The sequence below is a fragment of the Microbulbifer sp. MI-G genome (genome assembly GCF_030440425.1).
Taxonomy (GTDB): Bacteria; Pseudomonadota; Gammaproteobacteria; order Pseudomonadales; family Cellvibrionaceae; genus Microbulbifer; species Microbulbifer spongiae.
The window spans coordinates 3,432,936-3,453,438 of sequence record NZ_CP098023.1; the positions used below are offsets into that span (position 1 = coordinate 3,432,936).

Consider the following 20,503-nt stretch of genomic DNA (forward strand, 5'->3'; position numbering starts at 1 on the left):
TATTTTAGCCAAAAATATATTGATATAAGGAGCGCATTGAGTGATTAACATTTTTTTAAATATAATCACTTATTTTTTTGGATTTCTGTTTTTTTGGGCTATCGGCACTGCATTATTTATTATATACAGTCAACATTTAAGACATAAAAAGCCTTATGACTCAATACTACCACCAGTAGAGCAAGGTGCTACACCCTTAAGTAGAGGATTCAACTATGAGAATATTTCATTTGTCACATTTGACCGGTTAACAATCCATGCTTGGTATGTACCGCCTCCAGAAAAGGATCTCCAAAATGCTAAAAGCCCGCCTGTTATCATTGCACTGCACGGCGGTCTGGATGATCGGCGCTATTATCTTCCTTTACTTCCTGCAATAAATAATGCTGGTTTTGCAATGTTGATGCTCGATGGCCGCAATCATGGCGCAAGTGATTTTGATCCAAGAGGGATGACAACCATCGGTATACGTGAAGCTCGAGATTTATTAGCAGCACTTGATTTTATCGAAAAAAACAAACAGCATGACAAGGTCGGTATTGTAGGCGTCTCAAGTGGAAGTGCTGCAGCAATTGCAATTACAAGCTCCGACCGGCGTGTTAGTGCTGTTGTCGCTGAAAGTTCTGGGTACAATGTAAAATTTATTGCTCAAAGACTTTATCGGTGGATTCCCATATGGATAAGTTATTTTTTTGGCTCGGTACTCATGCTGCTGGTTGGAGCAGGGTTAAAAAATGCGCTTCGTTGTCGTGGACCACAGTTGGATTTAGTCAAGAAAATTCCAGATAATGTTCCTGTTTTGTTTGTCCATGGACGCAAGGATAAAATTGCACCATTAAAATATGTTCAACATCTCTATGGAGCAAAACGCGGTGAGAAAGAACTAGTCATATATGATGATGCACGTCACGCTGTAATTCGTTTCGAGGAATATAAATTTATAGCGTGTGTCAGTCGTTTTTTTAATGAACGATTGTCCTAATCAGCATATTCGACTTTCCGACACATAGTCATTCTTATAAAAATTACAACCTAGATTCTGCAGCAAAGTACATAAGAATTATCGTAACAAATAACACGCTGAATCTTTGATACAAAGATTGTTTGTATCAAAACAATAATCTAACCTTACAGACTGTTTCAACATCACTATATTCGATCAATGAGTGCTTGAGTCACACAGATGTGAATCAAGCACTATACGCAATGTGGGGAAATTCGGGAAGTACGCTAAATACCTTATCTTAATCAGCAGAACCCAGTACAATATCAGCTATTCGTTCTTTGTGCCAGGCAGTATCACCGAGACTGACCTGAGCTGCCTTGGCACGCTTAAAATAGAGGTGTACATCGTACTCCCATGTAAAACCAACTCCGCCATGCATTTGCAGTGCTAAACCACTATTAAAATACGCCGCTTCACAACAGTAGGCTTTTGCAATACTGGCAGCTTCCAGCAATTCTGCACCCATGTCATTGCCAGCCATAAATTCATTTGCTATACAGGCGGCATAATAAACAGCTGAACGGGCAGATTCCACTCTGTTTAACATATCAGCCGCTTTATGTTTCAGTGCTTGAAAGCCACCTATCACACGATCAAATTGCTTGCGCTGAGCTATGTAACTCACTGTCATGTTTAATGATTTTTCCGCAACTCCCATTTGTTCTGCGGCGAGCGCAATACATGCTAGCGCCAGAATATTATCCAGGGTGGCCAAACTATCTCCAGATTCTTCGCCCATAAAAGAATCTTTGTCCAGAATAACATTAGACAATTTTACAGTTGCGAGTTTTCGTGTCTGATCCATCGAGGGGGTCCAACATCGAGTCACCCCTTCGGTGTTAGTTGGCAATACAAATAGTCCCAAATTACCACTTTTAATTTCACGGGCAGCAACTACCAATGCATCTACTGTATGGCCATCAATCACATAGTGATAATTACCATTGATAATAAAATCGTTATCTTTTTTTTGATACTGGGCTGTCACAGATTTCGTACCCCAGCCACGACCTTGTCCGGAATAGGCTAGCGTCAAACGTTTTTGTCCCGTTACAATCTGTTCTAACCAGTGCCGCTTTTGTGCTTTTGTGCCCGTTATCAATAACGCATTCACACCAAAAACAACTGTCGAATAGAAAGGCGCACAAACCAGATTAGCGCCCATCCGCTCAAGCAATATGCAAAGCTCGATATAACCTAGACCAAGTCCATTGAACTGCTCTGGAATATGTGTCAAGTGCCAACCCATTTTTTGTGTTATTTTCTGCCATACATCAACTTCAAACCCAGATTCTCTTTTCATAGCCCTACGCATTGCTTCACTGCCTGCTACAGAGCCCAGGAAGGTATCGGCAACTTCAGCTATATGCTGCTGCTCTGGATTAAAGGAAAATTCCATGGGCTATTTTCGCCAGGTTATTCAGCACCGTAAACCGGTTGAGCAGGGTTTTCTTTTGCCAACAATTTATCCATGACGCTACCGATTTCCGTCGGTTGCCATCGATTGCCCTTATCAATGCCTTTGGTACTACGCCAGCCATCGGCAATGGAAATCTTGCCCCCTTCAGCCTCAAAAATTTTACCACTGATATGCGCGGATTGTTCTGAACCTAACCAGACCAGAAGCGGCGATACATTAGCTGCTGACCAGTAATCAAAACTATTGTTATCTGGCTTCTTCATGCGCTCTGCCATAGTTGGAACTGCCATTGTCATGCTCGTACGTGCCGATGGGGTAATAGCATTCGCAGTCACCTTATAACGCGCCAGTTCAGCCGCCTGATTCAGTGTTAATGCCACAATACCCGCTTTTGCTGCTGCATAATTTGATTGACCGACCGAACCCTGCAACCCGGCACCGGAACTGGTGTTGATGATACGCCCGGAGACTTTATATCCCGCTTTTGATCGAGTACGCCAATAACGCACCGCATTAGAACTCAAGCAAAAATGCCCTTTCAGATGTACGGTCATAACCGTATCCCAATCATCTTCTGTCATGGAGACAAACATACGGTCTCTATTGATGCCGGCATTGTTTACTATCACATGAAGATCGCCATAGGTATCAACTGTATCCTGTATGGCTTCGGTACAGGCCTGATAATTAGTAATATCAAAGTTGTTAATTCTTGCTGTACCTCCACTCGCCTGAATCTTGTCCACGACTGCCTGAGCGGATAATTCATCAATGTCATTGACTATTACCGTGGCACCTTCGGCACTAAAGGCCAGAGCATGTGCACGCCCCAGGCCTTTACCAGCACCTGTGATAATAACAATTCGATTTTTACAGAGATTACTCATGTTTTTTTAGCCAACCTTTTTTCGGTTTGGTTTTCCCATTAAATCCTTTCAATGATGGTGACATTTGCTTGACCGCCTCCTTCACACATGGTTTGCAGTCCATAACGACCGCGTGTGCGCTCAAGTTCGTGCAGCAGTGAGGTCATCAGTCTTGTACCTGTCGCTCCCAGCGGATGACCCAAAGCTATTGCACCTCCATTTACATTGGTTTTGTCATGCGGATATTCTATTTCTTTCAGCCACGCCATTACCACCGATGCAAAAGCTTCATTAACCTCAACTAGATCAATATCATTTAGGGTTAATCCCGATTTTTTCATCGCGTATTTGGTTGCTGAAATTGGCGCTGTCAACATCCAAATTGGATCATCACCACGAACACTCATGTGATGAATTCTTGCACGTGGCGTCAAATTATATTTCTTTAACGCTGCTTCTGATACGATTAACACAGCACTTGCGGCATCACAAGTCTGGCTCGATACTGCAGCCGTAACCTTCTCGCAACCAAATAGAGAATCCAACTCAGCCATCTTTTTCAAACTGGTTTGGCGTGGGGTTTCATCCTGGCTCAATCCATTGAGCGACAATATCTCCCGGTCAAAATATCCATTATCAATGGCATGTAACGCACGTCGATGAGATTCCAATGCATAGACCTCCAAATCAGATCGAGAAAAACCCCATTTATCAGCAATTCTCTGCGCTGCTTTGAACTGCGTAAGTGGCTCACTGCCATAGCGTTGAACCCAGGCGCTTGAGCCACTGTAAGGATCGGTAAATCCAAGCGGCTCTGCGAGACTCATAGCTGAACTAATCGGAATCTGTGTCATAGTTTGCACGCCACCCGCCACAACCACATCCTGGGTACCTGCCATAATTGCCTGGGCCGCGAAATGCACTGCCTGCTGGGATGAACCACATTGTCGATCTATGGTAACACCGGGCACCTGATCACTCAGCCCTGCAGCCAACCAGCAGGTTCTCGCAATATCGCCCGCCAGAGGACCAACCGTGTCCACACAGCCAAAAATGATATCATCGTACTCAAAATCTGGTATATTATTGCGTAGCACCAGGTTTTTTAGTACCTGAGCACCCAGATCGGCGCCATGCACCTCCGCTAAACTGCCCCTGCGACGTCCCACTGGCGTTCGAACAGCATCGGCGATATATGCTTCAGTCATTTTCAATTTTCCTGGATAAACGTTTGAATCTGACCAATATCCATCTCATTATTGAGCAAGTACTCTTCCAATTTTTTCATGTGATAATTTCGGTCACCCCACTCACCACAGAGTGCCCAGGCGCGTTTCATAAAAAGATGTAAATCGACTTCGTAGGTATAACCCATACCACCATGCACCTGAATGGCCGTTTCGATCACCAACATAGCCGTATCTATTGCAGTCAGCTTTGCATTGTGCACTGCAACGCCACCCTGTAGAGCTGCCAGTTGAATCATTGGTCTGGTAAATTCAATCTGCATATATGCCGTAGCGAGCTGGTGCTTAATGGCTTGAAATGAACCAATAGGCCGCCCAAATTGATGCCTTTTCTTTGCGAAATCGCACGACATATCAATCATGCGTTTGGACAAACCAAGTAATTGTGCTGCACTGAGTACCGCACCGTGGTAGTCTGCCAGGGCATTCTGTGAACTTGGCTTGTTGGCTTTGGCAAGCTTTCTTAATGGGTCAATCGATTGTCTAGATTCCAAATTCAGATCTTTTTTCAATACCAGTTCACCACCCATCTCAGAGGTAACAATGAACATATCATGATAGGCAGTGGTGTTATTAAAGGGTAATAGAGGTGTGATAATGCCTACCAATAAGCGACCTTCAAGCACCTGTGTAAGACACTCCGGTTTATTCATTTGAGATAACAGCGGAACCACTATCCCAGCCAGTTCAATCAGAGGCTCTGGCAATGCTACATAGCCTGCGGCCTCGGCTACTCCCGCCATAAGCACAAGGGGTTGTTCCAGGCCACCATCAGCCTCCCTGGCCATTAGACCAAGCAATCCTACTTCGGAGAATTGCCCCCAAATATGGGACAGCCCACTACCCTGAGCATTTATAGCAATTTGTCCTGTCTTCCTTTCGTTTATCAAGTCACGCAGACGCTCCAGATTATTTTCACCATTGAGCATCGCACTCGCTGCTTCAATCAAATCCTGTTGAATTTGTGTGTAACGAAAATCCATTGCTATTTTCCAGCCCTGTCTCTGGGCAAACCGAGAACACGCTCGGCCAGAATATTTCGTTGGACTTCATTCGTCCCTGCATAAATAGGACCCGCCAGGGAAAACATATAACCATCGAGCCAGCGTCCATTGTCTATTGCATCTAATCCGCCTTCGATTTCGGCCTGGGCACCCATGATGCTCATAGCAGTGCGATGCAGGTGGCGATCCATTTCTGACCAAAAAAGCTTATTGGCACTGGCCTCGGATGATATTGAGGCACCCGCCTGTATACGTGAAACAAGTTGATACGTTGCTGCACAAAAACGTTCTGTGTTCATCCAAGCTTGTATAACCTGCTCACCAATTCCCAAAGAAAGGCGATCCTTATGTTGTTTATACAGCGTTATCAGCCGCGCTGCAGCTGCCTGAAAACGCGCTGGCGAGCGCAGTAATAAACCACGCTCAAAACCTGCTGTTACCATCGCTACATTCCAGCCCCCGTGCTCTGGTCCAAGCAGGTTGCCAACGGGTACACGCACCTCATCAAAAAACAAATCAGCAAAACCAGACTCACCATCCAGCTGCATAATTGGACGACGAGTTAAACCCGGACTGTTAAGTGGTACAAGAATTATAGATAGGCCTTTATGTTGCTTACTGTTCCCATCAGTTCTGAACAGCCCAAAGCACCAGTCAGCAAACACGGCTCGTGAAGACCAGGTTTTCTGGCCATTAATCAGGTAATAATCACCCTCGCGTACAGCCTTTGTTGTGATGGCAGCCATGTCAGAACCCGCACCCGGTTCTGACCAGGCCTGTGCCCAAATTTCTTGCCCGGATGCCATTGGTGGTAGAAAACGTGCTTTTTGTTCTTCACTGCCATACTCCATAATGGTTGGCGCAAGCAAAAAGATACCATTTTGACTCACCCGTAAGGGGGCATCCACACGATAATATTCTTCCTCGAAAATAAGCCAGGAAATCAGATCAAGGCCTCTACCACCATACTCTGTGGGCCAATTAACATTACTCCAGTTACCGGAGGCTAGTGCACCTTCCCATGCCCGATGTTGTTCAAATCCCTCTTTTGTATCAAAGCTAGGCAAGCGCTCTCTGGGAACATGAGCATTCAACCATTCACGAACCTCGGCACGAAATTTTTTCTGTTCAGGTGTGAAATTAGTTTTCATCGAGCATACCCTAGTTAGGCTCTTGTAACTCTGTCGATTTGTCTATTTTCATATACGTCGCTCGTGCTTTTTGGCTGTGTTTGAGCATGTACATTTCTAAGGTAAAGCCCTGTTCCCAGCGGTAGCTTGCATCAACGTCAAAAGGTTCAATACCATTCAAGGCTTGTTTGGCAATTCGCAGTGCATCCCTGGATTTACTGGCGATGACTTCAGCATAGGCACGGGCTTTCTTGTGAAGTATTTCACGAGACACCAGCATTTCAATACCACCCAAACGATATACTTCTTTGGCCGGTATTTTTTCGCCAGTAAAGAAAGCGGCACGCACCTTAGGTAGCGGTAAAAAACGCTGCAAATGGGCGGCGCCACCCATGGCGCCTCGATCAATCTCTGGTAGAGAAAAAAAGCAATCCTCAGAAGCGATAATGATGTCAGCAGCGCCACACATACCAATACCACCACCAATCACAAAGCCATGGGGGGCACAAATAACCGGTACTTCACAATGATGAATCGCCTTAAATGTTTCGTAGTTTCCTTTATTTACCTCAACAATAGCAGACGAGTTCTCCGCGAGTTCCTTGATATCAACACCTGCACAAAAACCTCTGCCTTCGGCACGAATAAGCAGGACTTTAATATCTTGTCGTTTTCCTAAGGTGGTAATAATATTAGGAATTGTATTCCAAAGCGTGCCGTTAAATGCATTGACCGGCGGGTGATCTAGAATCACTTCGGCAATACTGTTATTGACTTCGGTTCTAATAGACATTACGTCACCGTACTTGTAACCCGCATCAGGTTAATTTGAGCCTCCTCAATAATTTTAGAGACCATTTGAGCGCAATTTGGCAGGTCGTAGATAAGACCGGCAATCTGGCCACTGGGCAACACGCCCTCATCCGGTTTACCCTCGACCATTGCTTTTTGAATAATCATAGGAGCATTCACCGCCATCAGAGTTTGCCCCAGTGTCATATCAGTTTTACTTGCCATTTCCCAGGCTGTTTTAAGAATCTGAACTATAGGCATACCGGTTTTAGATTTATATTTCCAGCCATTTCTCAATGCGCGTATTAACATACCGAAGCTTGATGATTTTTCCAGCTCAACTAAAGTACGATTCATTAACATTCGTTGCGGGAGACCATCCAGTTTGCTAGAAACGGGAATATTTGATACCTGGGATTTGATATACTCCGCTTTGGTGGCACTCGGTGTTGGGCTATCAGAACTCATCATAAAACGTGTTCCCATGGCAATTCCTTCAGCACCAAAAGTCAGGGCGGCTGCTAGCCCGCGACCATCCTTAAATCCTCCACATGCTACAACAGGCACCCCGGGATTCAGGTCAAGAACCTCCGCCAGCAGTAACCAAGTAGGTATTGCTCCTGTGTGTCCGCCTCCTTCCTGTCCCTGACAAACAAGGATATCCGCACCCATCTTTACAGCTTTGCAAGCATGCTTACTGTTACCAATAGTCGGCACACACTTCAAACCCGCATCTTTCACTTTGTCAATAAGTTTGGAATTTGGTCCACGTCCGTAGGATAATGCAGCGACTTTATACTCTATACACAGATCTACAATACGCTCAACACCAGGTTGAAATCCATGAATATTCACACCAAAAGGTTTATCCGTAACCGATTTGATTTTTTTAATCTCTCTTTCACACTCAGCCGGATCCATCACCGCAGCAGCAAGGAAGCCGAACGCACCAGCCTGAATACTCGCACAAACCAGTTGACTGGTCGCCACCCAACCCATTGCCGTCTGAATGATTGGGTAATCACAACCCAGTATTTTGATCAATGAAGTCGACAGTGTTGGATGCATTTATTTTTCGCTCTCTCTCAGCGAGACCTTATTCGATTGTGCCATCTTCCTACCATCGAAACCGGCAATATAATCCCCTTTCACCAGGGTATTGTTGGCATGCGCAAAATGGTGCATAGCAAAAACAGCATCAATCCCGGTCCGTTTACCCTGCAGATCTTCAATGTGATTACAGGATTTTTTGCTGAGAGATAACGCCAGGCGGGGTTGCTTTGCGATTTTATCAGCCCAGCTTTTCACCGTGGTTTCAAGCTGCTGACGTGGAACTACTTTATTAATCATTCCGGCTGCATAGGCACGTTCAGCACTCCAGCGTTCCCCTAATAACAAAAACTCTTTAGCCAGACGCACATTTAGCTCAAATGGATGAGCAAAATACTCAACACCAGGAAAGCCCATTTGAACAACGGGATCCTGAAAAAATGCATCATCCGAAGCAATGATCAGGTCACATACCCAGGCCAGCATTAACCCTCCTGCAATGCATCCTTTATGAATCTGTGCAATGGTTGGTTTTGGCACACTTCGCCAACGACGACAAAATTCCAGATAAACCTCTTCTTCGCGAATATAGGCTTTTTCTGCACCTGGCTTGTTGTCATGGTTGTAGTTCATTGAACGACGATCATCACGACCATAGTCAAAGTCTCTACCGGGTGTTCCAATATCATGCCCGGCAGAGAAATGCTTACCCTTAGCACGCAAAACGATCACCTTTATATGATCGTCATTACAGGCCTTATAAAAACCATCATCCAGTGCATAAAGCATTTGGGAGTTTTGGCTATTGTGATATTTTACTCGGTTAAGGGTGAGATAAGCGATGGGACCGTCAACATCATATAAAACGGGGTACTTCTCTTCATAAATAATATCGGTTCCGGCTCGGTCTACCGTTTCATTCGCTCTTTGAGTATTCTCATCCACGCCAGTCACAGTATTCACCTCGTTTTAACAGCGTTTATACGCAGGTTATTCGGATCTAATGCGCTGATGGTTGCCAATTCCTGGGGTGTCGGTTCAGCGGTTTGGCCAAGTCCATCAGGCCTAATCAGATCAAAACCGGTATTGTCCTGAACCTCGTCTGCCGATACGCCAGGATGCAAGCTGAGAATCCGCATTCTCTTATGATTCGGTTCAAAGTCCATTACACACAGATCGGTTATAATCCTTCGAATATCAATATCATCCAACCAGTAACCTTTGGGTAACCGAGCAGGGTTATACCCGATTGAGCAGACGGTATCGACTTCACCTTCAACAAAAACGCGCCTACTGTGGACGGGCACAAAAAATGAATTGGCATGACTGATAGAATTACCCGGAAATCCGCGCATGCCCAACATCTGCACCTTTGGTTGCTCATAGTCTCCAATTGCCGAAATATTGGCTTGTCCAAACCGATCTATCTGGCTGGGACCAACCAATGCATGTCGGTTACCACTCCAAACGTTATCAAATATTCTTGAAAATCCCATCCAAGTTTCACGCCTGGGTTCATAGCCATTGCGTCGTCCAACGGGCACTGGTTCTGAAACAATATAAGCTTCTGAATCAGTCATCATCAGATTTGGATTCTTCATCATTGCCAGCGACGCGGCCAGGCGTTGAATCAAACCAATTCCTGAAGCCAACACTTCAGAATCATCATCCCAAATACTTGAGCAGGCACAAATGAGAAGATCAGCTAATGGATTATGTATTATTTTTTCTCTCATCACGATTAAGTTAAGCCAGATAACCTTAATAGATTGGCAATGGTAATGTACGTATAAAATCAGCACCACCAACCTTCTCAAGATAAACAGACTCCTTCACTGAAATATAATCTTTGAAATACTGATTCCAACCATCCTTTCGTTTGGCACTGGCTGCATATTCCCTAAAAACCCTGACATCAATGCCATACAGTGGATTACATGAACTCGGATGTGCACCAAACGGACTGTGCACAACATGACTGGTAACACTTCGCTCCCAGAACACATAACGTGCCTCTTCTGAATTCTTATGAAAAAAGTTGGTATCAACCAGTTCATCACAGGAAACAAGTGTTTTTTTCGCTGCTCGGGCAAATAGGTCATCCATATAGTGATCTGGCCCTTTTATTTGACAGACACCGCGCTGATCGGCACGGTCAACATGCAACAGTGAGACATCCAAATTCAATGCCGGCATTGCTACCCATTCTTTGCTGTCGTCATAGGGGGAGTCGATCAACTTAATATCTTTATTGCGTCTGATCACATCCGTTCCCAATCCAACCTCAGTCGGAATAAAGGGAGCACCCATAGCTGCCGCCCGCAAACCCAGTATCATCAAGCCTTCGTCGACTTCCATCACATCAATTTCAGCCTTCTGGCGGGCCTGTCGAAAATAGGGTTCCAATGGAATAAAGTCGAGAGAAACAAAGGCAAACACCAGTTTTTTTACCTTACCTGCGGCACACAGCATACCGACATCGGCACCACCAAAGGAAACTACTGTTAAGTCCCTCACCTCACTACGCAACAATTCTCGAATCAGCGCCATCGGCTTACGACGTGGACCCCAGCCGCCAATGCCAATGGTCATGCCTGATTCGATATTGTTAATAGCCTGTAAATGGGAAATCAGTTTACTCATAACATTTATTCTACTTTATCTAAATAGCACAAATCAGGCTGGAACGGGTGACATGTAATCATGTCCCCAAACATCCGCACGGGTGCTGACGGTTGTTTGATAATTATCACTATCAATCTTTAAACCATCACACCCATATTCAATCGCAAAACCACCCGGACCTATCACATAAAAAGACAGCATATTGTCGTTACAATGACGTCCCAGCGTTGCCATCAAAGGGTAGTTCCCTGCGTGTATTCGATCCAGGCAGGTACCAACCTCATCCACGCTCGACACCTCCAGCAGCAAATGCACCAAACCAAGTGGATTTGGCCAGTTAAAAAGTGCCAAGCTGTGGTGCCTGGGATTATTGGCATGAAAAAAACGAATATTCATATCCGGCATACCCGCAGTCGGTGAAGGCAAGGTGAGATTATCGCTTGCGCCGAATCCCAGGACGTTTTTATAAAATGCTTCCGTTACAGTGACTTTAGGTGCAGGAATAACTGCATGTCCCATACCCAGTTTCCCTGTTACAAACTTGTCAATATCCAGTGGGGATTGAAAATTATCACGCAGTCCAGTACGTGTATGGAATACCTCAAATGGATTACCGTCAGGATCTTTACTGCCTGCGTATTCTGTCACTCCCCGTTCAGCTGCCGCTGACTCGTTTCCGCGCTTAACCTTTGCTCCCGTAGTCTCAATAGCGGTAATAACTGCCTCATAAGATTCTTTACCAGAACACTCCCAACCAATGGCTGCCAATTTATTTGAATCATGATGCTTCACAATCAACCTGGAGGGGTGATTGTCCATTCGGAAGAATAATTGTTCAGCATTGCTGATTTCAGAATTTAGCATTAATCCAAGCACATCCGAACCAAATTCCCGCCAGGCATCGATATCCTGTGTCAGCAGAATGATGTAACCCAGACTAGACACTTTGCCAGAAGTGACCGAGATTGACACATTATTTCTCCTTTAAATGAACTGATAGTTAATTTTTACAATAAATAATTACGGGTTTTTATTTATTATTTTCTTCGGATGGATAATCTGATCTTGCAATAATATGTCTTATAAGTAGAAAATCCCATTATTAGCTACGACAATGGCCAGACACCGAATGCAAATTCGGTTATATGAGCACATCTATATTCTGATTAAAAAACCGGGATACGGGTTTATATTGTGGCTTCTTCTCGAGTAGTTTGTGTCGCTTCCAGTTGTTTTTTCAAATCAAGTGCAACATCCACAATCATGTCTTCTTGACCACCCACCATACCACGACACCCCAGTTCAACTAAAATAGTACGCACATCAATGCCATAATCTGTAGAAGCCTTTTCTGCGTGACGCAAAAATGACGAATACACACCCGCATAACCCAGCGACAGGGTTTCGCGATCTACCCGTACCGGTCTATCCTGAAGTGGTCGAACCAATTCTTCAGCTGCGTCCATCAACTTGAAAACATCACAACCATGCCTCCAGCCTTTACGATCGATAGCAGCGACAAAGACCTCCAGCGGTGCATTACCCGCACCGGCGCCCATACCCGCCAGAGAAGCATCAACCCGTCGAACACCGTTTTGCACAGCGACAATAGAATTTGCCACGCCCAGTGACAGGTTATGGTGCGCGTGCACACCCCTTTCGGTTACGGGGTCCAGTATGTCATCATACGCCTTGATACGATCGGCGTAACCATCCATATCAATCGCGCCGCCTGAATCGGTAACATAAATACAGTGTGCGCCATAGCTTTCCATCAACTTTGCTTGTCGTGCCAACGCTTTCGGTTCACTCATATGGCTCATCATTAAGAAGCCGACCGTGTCCATACCCAGATTACGTGCATACTCAATATGCTGTCTGGAGACATCGGCTTCTGTACAATGAGTTGCAACGCGAACAGAACGCACACCTAAATCATAGGCTCGCTTTAATGCATCAACAGTTGCAATGCCCGGCAATATCAGTGTAGTCAGCATTGCATTGTTAACTACATCAGCAGCCGCCTCAATCCATTCCCAATCCGTATGCGCACCAAAACCATAGTTAAAACTCGAACCATTGAGTCCGTCACCGTGGGCTACTTCAATGGCATCAACACCTGCCTGATCCAGTGCTTTAGCAATCGCTGCAACATGCTCAATACCATATTGATGTCGGATCGCATGCATGCCATCCCGCAGAGTAACATCCTGAATAAAAACCTTTTCCTCAATGGGATTACGCAACTTACCTTTCATATCCCAATCCCATATTTAAGTTCGGCAATCCGTTCCCCCGTCGCCATAGCCGCGGAAGTCATAATATCCAGATTGCCCGAATACCTGGGTAAAAAGTGCCCGGCCCCCTCAACCTCAAGGAAGACTGTTGTTTTCAACCCGGCAGTCTTCCCGTACCCGGGAATATTCAAAAGTTGACCCCTGTCAATCGCCTCAAACTGTACATCCTGCTTTAATCGATAGCCTGGAACATATTGTTGAATATCGTCCAGCATGGCATGGATAGACTCTTCAATCTGTTGCTCTTTGGCATTGATCGACAATGTATATACAGTGTCACGCATGATCATTGGCGGTTCAGCCGGGTTAAGTACAATAATGGCTTTACCGTTTTTAGCACCGCCGATCTTTTCCAAACCCCGTGCGGTAGTTTGTGTAAATTCATCGATATTGGCGCGGGTACCTGGCCCTGCTGACTGTGAAGAAACACAGGCAACAACCTCCGCATAAGGTACAGAAGCGGCAACGCGATTGACTGCATAAACAATCGGTATTGTCGCCTGACCGCCACAGGTCACCATATTGATGTTTGGTTCGTTCAAGTGCTCATTCATATTAACCACGGGCACACAATAGGGGCCGATGGCCGCTGGTGTCAGGTCAATCATCTGCTTGCCATCCACACGGCAAACAGTATCGTGGTGTTTGTGGGCACCTGCTGAGGTTGCATCAAAGACAATACGAATATCATCCCATTCCGCAAGCTCCTTTGCGCCTTGAATACCCTTGCAGGTTGTCGCAAAACCAGACTTGACCGCCATTGCCAGACCTTCAGACTCAGCGTCAATTCCAATGACCGCAGCAACTGCTAATTTTTCAGATTTGTCACGAATTTTAATCATTAGGTCAGTGCCAATATTGCCTGATCCCAAAATCATGCATTGGAGTTTTTCCATAGTCACAACCAAATTGTTCCCATGTTCTATTCCACGAAGTTTAGGTTTAACGATCCGATACCTTCAATATTCATACTCATTACATCACCGGGCACAATCGGCTCCAGCGGCACCAGAGAACCTGAGAGCAGCAATTCACCGGCTTCAAGTGCAACCCCAAGCTCACCCAGTGTATTTGCCAACCAGGCAATCGATGCCAGGGGGGAGCCCTGCACGGCTGCACCCTCCCCTTCACTTAGAAATTTACCATTTTTGTACACTCTGGCTTTGCAGGCAGCCAAATCCAGATCAGACGCATCAGCATGCATATCACTCACTACGAATACGCCACAGGATGCATTATCGGCAACAGTATCTTGGATTTTTATTTTCCAATTCTCAATTCTGGAATCGACAATTTCGAAACACGCCATCACAGAATCTGTCGCAGCAAGCACATCACCTGTGGTTATACCTGGTCCACGCAGCATTTTTTTTAATCTGAAAGCAATCTCTGCTTCAGCCCTGGGCTGAATCAGTTGACCGATAGGAACATCACCATTTGAGAATTGCATCGCATCAGTTAAAAAACCAAAATCGGGGGAATACACACCCAGCATAGATTGCACTGCGGCACTGGTAACCCCGATTTTTTTTCCTACAACAGTTTCACGATTCTCCCGTAGGCGTAAATCTAAATAGTGTCGAGAAATATTATAAGCGTCATCAATGGTGATATTGGGCACTCTATCCGTTAATGGCGGAACCGTACTTTTACTGAGCATACTGCGATACAGTTCACCACCTAAATGTTCAACATCGGACTGATTCAATGGCACAAATCATGCTCCTGTAAGAATAATTCCCAGTGCAAGATTAAAACGTTCAGCATATTCAACCATTACCCAGTGACCACAATCTGAGAATATCTGAAATTCGCATTCAGATACTTGATTCAAAAATTTTGTTGCACCACTGACCGGCGTCATCTGGTCCTGCTGACCCCAAAAACCAAACACAGGGCACTGCAATTTGCTCAGTTGCTCACCCATTGATGGAATCACCATTCTCAACAACACCTCTTTGGGTTGTGTTTCTAAAATACAGAATCGCTCTTCAACCAATTCATCTGTAATATGCTTGGGATGGAAAACCAGGCTCTCCAGTACTGTTCGCAATCCTTCCCGACTTACCGGACCTTCGACAAACGCGCTGACCATTTTAGCGATACCAGGCATAGCAAAGTAGGTTTCTCGCTCCTCAATAGCACCGGGCGCCATCAGGATTAATCGTTGCACCATTTCAGGATGGTCCAATGCCAAGCGAATACTGACACCTCCGCCCAGAGAATTACCAACCAGGGAGCACCGATCGATACCGATGGTATCAAGAGCAGCCTTGACCGTGGTTACAAACAGTTTCATTGTGTAATCGAGATCCGCTGGCTTACTTGAATAACCAAATCCAATCATATCGATCAACACAGCACGATGCCCGCAATTGACCACAGCATCGATATTCTGTTTGAAGTTACTATAGGCACTGGCACCAAGGCCACTTCCATGCAGGAAAACCACAGCTGGCCCTTCGCCATAACTCAAATAGTGAATGTCATACTCACCGACTTTGGCGGTACTTCCTCGTGGTGGCGCAAAAGCATTCATAATGGGCCTATCGTATCAATCATCGAGTAAAACAGATTTTTTATTGACATCAACCAACCATTCTGTCTGAGTTTTTGTGACGCCTGCATGTAAAAAATTTTCATTTCCTACATTCCGCAAAATGGAAAAACGCGATATTCTCTGGATTTACACTCCCAGAAAACCTTCATTCGTTATATCTTTCTGGCCTATACTCAGAAAATACAAATTACTCTTTTCAATTCCCATCATTCGATAATCGATGATACATCAACCTCCGAAAAAATATATAAAATTTACTTTGGGATGAAGTGGTTTTTTTTAATTTCTGGTTTAACTTTTATCTGATTAATGAAATTATATTTTATTGATGTCATATAATGCCATATTTCATAAAATCGACTTGGCATTGAAGACGGTTACAAACTTCCGAGATTGAGATGTATATCCTCGTCTTTGTTGAGAATCAGAAACTACATCAGCCTCATCACTCCAATATATTTTTGTATTTCCTTCCTGTTTTATATTCTGAGTTTTCGGATAATCTTTTTCTAACCAATTTTTTACCTGATATTGATTTGTTTCGCAGATCTGCTTGATTGGTTTTTGCGGTGTTAATCCCAATCGAGCCAACAGATCTCCAACTGTTCTAATAGCTATTTGAATATTGAATTCCTGTTTAATCAATTGCTGAACAGCTCTTCTTGTCCATAGAGCATATGCCAGTTTCATTTGATTAGGGCTTTTATCAACAATCAGTTTTTCTATTTTGGCTTCCTGCTCTTGAGTGAGCAGGCGTCCCGCTCCCGGTTTTCGTCCCAGTTGTTTTGCTGAAATCCCTTCGAATCCCCGGGCACTGTACGCCCGATACCATTTACCAACAGTTTCAAAGTGAACACCAACCATATCGGCAATTTCTTTGTAGGAGTAGCCTTCCTGCCGTAAACGAATTGCCTGTTTACGCTTTTCCTCTTTTGCGGCAGATGGGAGTGTTCGCGCATCTTCTTTTTTTAATATTCGCATGATATTATCACCATCAGTCCTGATATTATTAGATTGCAACCAGCCTGGATAACTCTCTTGTAGCTTTCTTTAAAGATGAAAAATCTTAATCACTATGAATCTTTATAAATTCCTCTAGGTACTGAATTCACCTCAAGGCCTGTAGCAAATATTGTCTCTAGACAAATAAATCCGGATTTTCTCCACCCATCATCATATTGCCAAAGTTTCGTGCAAATGGTACTGGGTTATTTGCAACATGCGCACGGGAAACATGAATGTCATGCCAAATATTTTGAATTTCTGCACCATTGAAAACACTCCGGCCTCCTGCAATATCAAACAGGCAATCAACTGCCTTGATCATCTCATCAATGACAACAGACGCCTGGTATCGATATCTCACGCGATCAATCATTGGTATCTCTTGCCCTCGATTAACTATTTCCATCATCGCATCGAAATTACGCATCAAAATAGTTTCATTGCTGTCAATCAGGTGTTCCGCCTCCACTACGCGGCGTAGTACATCCGGATCTCCAATTAGCTTTGTTGGATCCGTACTGCTGGTGCTGGCGTTTTGTTTGAATATTTTCAGTGCATGCCGAGCGGCACCAATGGCGGGTGCCGACACTACACGGACAAAGATTTGCGCCCAGGGCAGGTTATACATTGGATTTTTCTGCTTATTTTTGCAGTTAAAACCATCAATTTGCTTATGCGTGCGATAATGCGCCACAAATACTGGTTTTTCAATAACGATGTCATTTGAAGCCGTTCCTTGCAGACCCATCGCGTGCCAGGTATCTTCAATTTCATAGTTTGAGCGTGGCACCAGAAAGGTCCGATAGCCTTCACCAGGTACAATAGCCCCTAGCAAAACCCATTGACAATGATCACTACCCGAACTCCAACCCCAACGACCACTGAGCATAATACCGCCTTCCACAATTTCGGTTTTGCCACCCACCGGATTGTAAGAACTCGATACACAAGCGTCTGGATTTTCATCATAAACATCGGCCTGCGCTCGCTCATCCATCAACGCAAGCTGAAACGCATGAACTGCGATAATACCGCCAACCCAGGCGGAACTCATATCGTATTCTGCGATTTTTATCTGAGCCGAAAAGAATTCTTGGGGTGTGACTTCCAATCCTCCCCATCGTTTGGGTAACATCGACCTGATCAGCCCCGATGCCTTGAACTGCTGTATAGTTGCTTCAGACAGCCGCCGTTGACTCCGGTTTTCAGCACTGTGCTGTTTGATACTCTCAAGATAGGGTGCTACATCGAGTCTCGATGTTTGGCGTTCTGTTGTTACTGCCAGCGACATAGACGTTCTCCTGGTTAGCTGCTTCCCAACAATAGAAAAAGCAAATATTGCACAATAACAATATGAAATTCACCAATAAAAAATTATCTATATGCAAATTTAGAGAAACACTGAGGAAAATATGGCTATTTGATCACTCTTCCCCAGCGATAATTGTATTTCAGGCTTTTAATCGCCAGTTTTGTTTCCACATGGCGAACACCCTTAATAGTCATAATGTCTGTATTAATGTGCTCGATTAGCTCTTCATTAGAGCCAATAAAAGAAATCGCTAAGATATCGTATCGACCCAACATCGTCGCCGCGAAGCGAATAAACGGCAACCTGCTAATTTCTTTTGCAGTTTCTTTGACTCCCTTCAGATCGGCATGAATACCGAGATACACCATCATCGGATTCTCGTATCCGGTTTGCACCCGCACATCAGCAATAGCCATGATGCGAATCATATTCTCGGATTGCATACGCTTTATTCGACCACGCACAGTGCCCTCAGTTAAATTCATCGATTCTGCAATTTCTCGATTACTGACACGGGCATCAATGCACAGGTGTTCGAGAATTTTCTGATCCGTTTCATCCAGTTTCCCGTTACTCATAACTTGCCTACCCACCCAGATTCATATCGAAAAACATCCACGGTGATAGCTGGGGTTAATTTGGCAATTCCTTCTATACTCTGAAATTTTTCATGCAAAAAATAGGATAATTCTTCAAAATCGCGAGCGGCGACCATAATATCCAGATCGTGTATCCCGGTCGTCATATTTACGCTGAACACCTCGTCCAATTCCGCAAGCTCCATCCCCACATCCTCAGCGCTACGATTCTCTACTTCAATGCCAATCGCCAGCATCAGCTCGTAACCAGCGGCCTTAAAGTCCGTCACCGCAACCACGCGCATTACATCAGCATCTGTCATGCGCTGTATGCGCTTGCGCACAATTGAAGAGGTATAACCAATTTTGTTAGCAATATCCCGTATAGACATCCGCCCATCAATTTGCAGCATCTCGATAATTCGGTGATCAACGTCATCTAAAACAACATCCTTATCAATCACTTTTTTGTTTTCTTTACCCATCTACTTACCCGATGAATGATTACTATCCAAACAAATTCTATCACTTCAGGTAATACATTACCCCAGGGCAACCGTGTAAAAATCCAGGATCATCATATTTGGCTCGACATCCTCTCCTTGGCTTGTTAATCAAAAGCCTGATACACAGGGCAATCACTATAGTGCGTCAAAATACGCATCGCATGATTTTTGCTTGTTTTTTGAGCGAAAGAACCTATGGACAGAATGCTGAATAGCTCAAAAAATGTTCATGTAATTGCCCCCTATACTTTACCCTGCCACTGCTTACACCCTCAGTCCTCCCAACTCGCCTGCACGATCGAGGTTACCTAGCTGATGCGCAACGCCGTACCTGAGATCGCCAAATCTGGCAACGCAATCCTTCTGTGAAAACAACCCATCAGATAAAGTGTTCTCCGGCTGTGAATTTTTTAATTCTTTGCCGGGCCCTCTCCGCTTCTAGTTTCCTTTCGTCGTGCGTGAGTGTCATCGACATCTCTGCCAACTGTCGACCACAGTGCTCAATCTCGCACATTGCAGACCTGATCCAATCTGGACTCTTAGGTGATGCCATGTCTGGCACCGGGTTCCATACGATACTAAGGAAAGCATCGGGCCCAAATTTCTGATTTGGCGCCCAGTTAATTTCCAGCACCCACCGGCATATGCATCTTTCCGCGCAGTGGGGGGCGCCGTGCATAATTCATGTCGAGAAATGCGGCTCATCAGGAAATTTTCAAACTGGTGTTAACCCACTGGCCAACGCCCTTTTAATCCACCTAAAAAGCTGCATAGCTCCAGGTTTCAGCGACCTGTACAACTCACGAACCGAGCCTCTGGGTATGTAAAATACGGATCACCGCAATCCTCATATAGCCGGCGCAGCACTTATCACACGATACCCGGGTTACCCATCTCATGGGAGTCGTTCAGGCTCTCTTATTTTGCTCACCCTCGTACCATTGCCAGACAGGACCATAGTAGGCATCGGGCCAGCAATGCCCTGCGACAAGCCAAACACTTTCATTGTGTCGAGTACACCTGCCCCCTCTATTCCAATGTTTGTTACTCTATGGGCCTTTTGACAAACCATATCATTTTTCGTATATTTAGAGCAACTATTTTA

The 20,503-nt window shown here is 44.8% G+C and carries 19 protein-coding genes and 1 pseudogene; 1 reads left to right on the plus strand and 19 read right to left on the minus strand.

All coding sequences use genetic code 11. From position 1 onward, the window contains the following. The first annotated feature begins 40 nt into the window (after window positions 1-40). Window positions 41-982: an alpha/beta hydrolase gene (locus M8T91_RS14295; protein WP_301414839.1), complete on the plus strand. Its 942-nt coding sequence runs from the start codon at window positions 41-43 to the stop codon at window positions 980-982. A gap of 262 nt (window positions 983-1,244) precedes the next feature. Here the strand turns inward: M8T91_RS14295 and M8T91_RS14300 are convergent, their stop codons facing one another. The 19 genes and pseudogenes from M8T91_RS14300 to M8T91_RS14390 form a co-directional block, all read right to left on the minus strand. After that, entirely contained in the window at window positions 1,245-2,405 is a 1,161-nt protein-coding gene (locus M8T91_RS14300) for an acyl-CoA dehydrogenase family protein (RefSeq protein ID WP_301414840.1), read from the minus strand. Between the two features lie 17 nt (window positions 2,406-2,422). After that, entirely contained in the window at window positions 2,423-3,313 is an 891-nt protein-coding gene (locus tag M8T91_RS14305; protein WP_301414841.1) for an SDR family oxidoreductase, read from the minus strand. A 38-nt stretch (window positions 3,314-3,351) separates the two neighbouring features. Next, window positions 3,352-4,500: an acetyl-CoA C-acetyltransferase gene (locus M8T91_RS14310; protein ID WP_301414842.1), complete on the minus strand. Its 1,149-nt coding sequence runs from the start codon at window positions 4,498-4,500 to the stop codon at window positions 3,352-3,354. A 2-nt stretch (window positions 4,501-4,502) separates the two neighbouring features. Further along, on the minus strand, window positions 4,503-5,522 hold the full coding sequence (locus M8T91_RS14315) for an acyl-CoA dehydrogenase family protein (RefSeq protein WP_301414843.1): 1,020 nt from the start codon (window positions 5,520-5,522) through the stop codon (window positions 4,503-4,505). 2 nt (window positions 5,523-5,524) lie between these two features. Beyond that, window positions 5,525-6,694 (minus strand): acyl-CoA dehydrogenase family protein, encoded by a 1,170-nt coding sequence (locus tag M8T91_RS14320; RefSeq protein WP_301414844.1) that lies wholly within the window; start codon window positions 6,692-6,694, stop codon window positions 5,525-5,527. 10 nt (window positions 6,695-6,704) lie between these two features. Beyond that, complete coding sequence (locus M8T91_RS14325; RefSeq protein WP_301414845.1) at window positions 6,705-7,466, minus strand: enoyl-CoA hydratase family protein; 762 nt, start codon at window positions 7,464-7,466, stop codon at window positions 6,705-6,707. Then, window positions 7,466-8,533: an NAD(P)H-dependent flavin oxidoreductase gene (locus tag M8T91_RS14330; protein ID WP_301414846.1), complete on the minus strand. Its 1,068-nt coding sequence runs from the start codon at window positions 8,531-8,533 to the stop codon at window positions 7,466-7,468. Before M8T91_RS14330 ends, M8T91_RS14325 begins: the two co-directional genes overlap by 1 nt. Further along, window positions 8,534-9,469, minus strand: a complete 936-nt coding sequence (locus tag M8T91_RS14335) for an enoyl-CoA hydratase (protein WP_301414847.1) — start codon at window positions 9,467-9,469, stop codon at window positions 8,534-8,536. Between the two features lie 5 nt (window positions 9,470-9,474). Further along, entirely contained in the window at window positions 9,475-10,320 is an 846-nt protein-coding gene (locus M8T91_RS14340) for a CoA-transferase subunit beta (protein WP_301414848.1), read from the minus strand. Beyond that, entirely contained in the window at window positions 10,277-11,158 is an 882-nt protein-coding gene (locus M8T91_RS14345) for a CoA transferase subunit A (protein WP_301414849.1), read from the minus strand. Before M8T91_RS14345 ends, M8T91_RS14340 begins: the two co-directional genes overlap by 44 nt. A 33-nt stretch (window positions 11,159-11,191) precedes the next feature. Beyond that, the gene (locus M8T91_RS14350; RefSeq protein WP_301414850.1) at window positions 11,192-12,112 is read right to left on the minus strand and encodes a VOC family protein; all 921 of its coding nucleotides are present in this window, start codon (window positions 12,110-12,112) and stop codon (window positions 11,192-11,194) included. 215 nt (window positions 12,113-12,327) lie between these two features. After that, window positions 12,328-13,398 (minus strand): 4-hydroxy-2-oxovalerate aldolase, encoded by a 1,071-nt coding sequence (dmpG, locus tag M8T91_RS14355; protein WP_301414851.1) that lies wholly within the window; start codon window positions 13,396-13,398, stop codon window positions 12,328-12,330. Beyond that, window positions 13,395-14,333 (minus strand): acetaldehyde dehydrogenase (acetylating), encoded by a 939-nt coding sequence (locus tag M8T91_RS14360; protein ID WP_301414852.1) that lies wholly within the window; start codon window positions 14,331-14,333, stop codon window positions 13,395-13,397. The genes dmpG and M8T91_RS14360 overlap by 4 nt, the downstream gene beginning before the upstream one ends. Window positions 14,334-14,359: 26 nt before the next feature. Continuing rightward, entirely contained in the window at window positions 14,360-15,151 is a 792-nt protein-coding gene (locus M8T91_RS14365; protein WP_436970304.1) for a fumarylacetoacetate hydrolase family protein, read from the minus strand. A 3-nt stretch (window positions 15,152-15,154) separates the two neighbouring features. Next, complete coding sequence (locus tag M8T91_RS14370; protein WP_301414854.1) at window positions 15,155-15,976, minus strand: alpha/beta fold hydrolase; 822 nt, start codon at window positions 15,974-15,976, stop codon at window positions 15,155-15,157. Between the two features lie 369 nt (window positions 15,977-16,345). Next, the gene (locus tag M8T91_RS14375; RefSeq protein WP_301414855.1) at window positions 16,346-16,978 is read right to left on the minus strand and encodes an IS630 family transposase; all 633 of its coding nucleotides are present in this window, start codon (window positions 16,976-16,978) and stop codon (window positions 16,346-16,348) included. 286 nt (window positions 16,979-17,264) lie between these two features. Further along, window positions 17,265-18,293 (minus strand): annotated as a pseudogene (locus M8T91_RS14380) (acyl-CoA dehydrogenase family protein); the annotation flags it as partial. 125 nt (window positions 18,294-18,418) lie between these two features. Then, window positions 18,419-18,892 (minus strand): Lrp/AsnC family transcriptional regulator, encoded by a 474-nt coding sequence (locus M8T91_RS14385; protein ID WP_301414857.1) that lies wholly within the window; start codon window positions 18,890-18,892, stop codon window positions 18,419-18,421. Continuing rightward, complete coding sequence (locus M8T91_RS14390; RefSeq protein ID WP_301414858.1) at window positions 18,889-19,377, minus strand: Lrp/AsnC family transcriptional regulator; 489 nt, start codon at window positions 19,375-19,377, stop codon at window positions 18,889-18,891. The genes M8T91_RS14385 and M8T91_RS14390 overlap by 4 nt, the downstream gene beginning before the upstream one ends. Window positions 19,378-20,503: the final 1,126 nt, after the last annotated feature.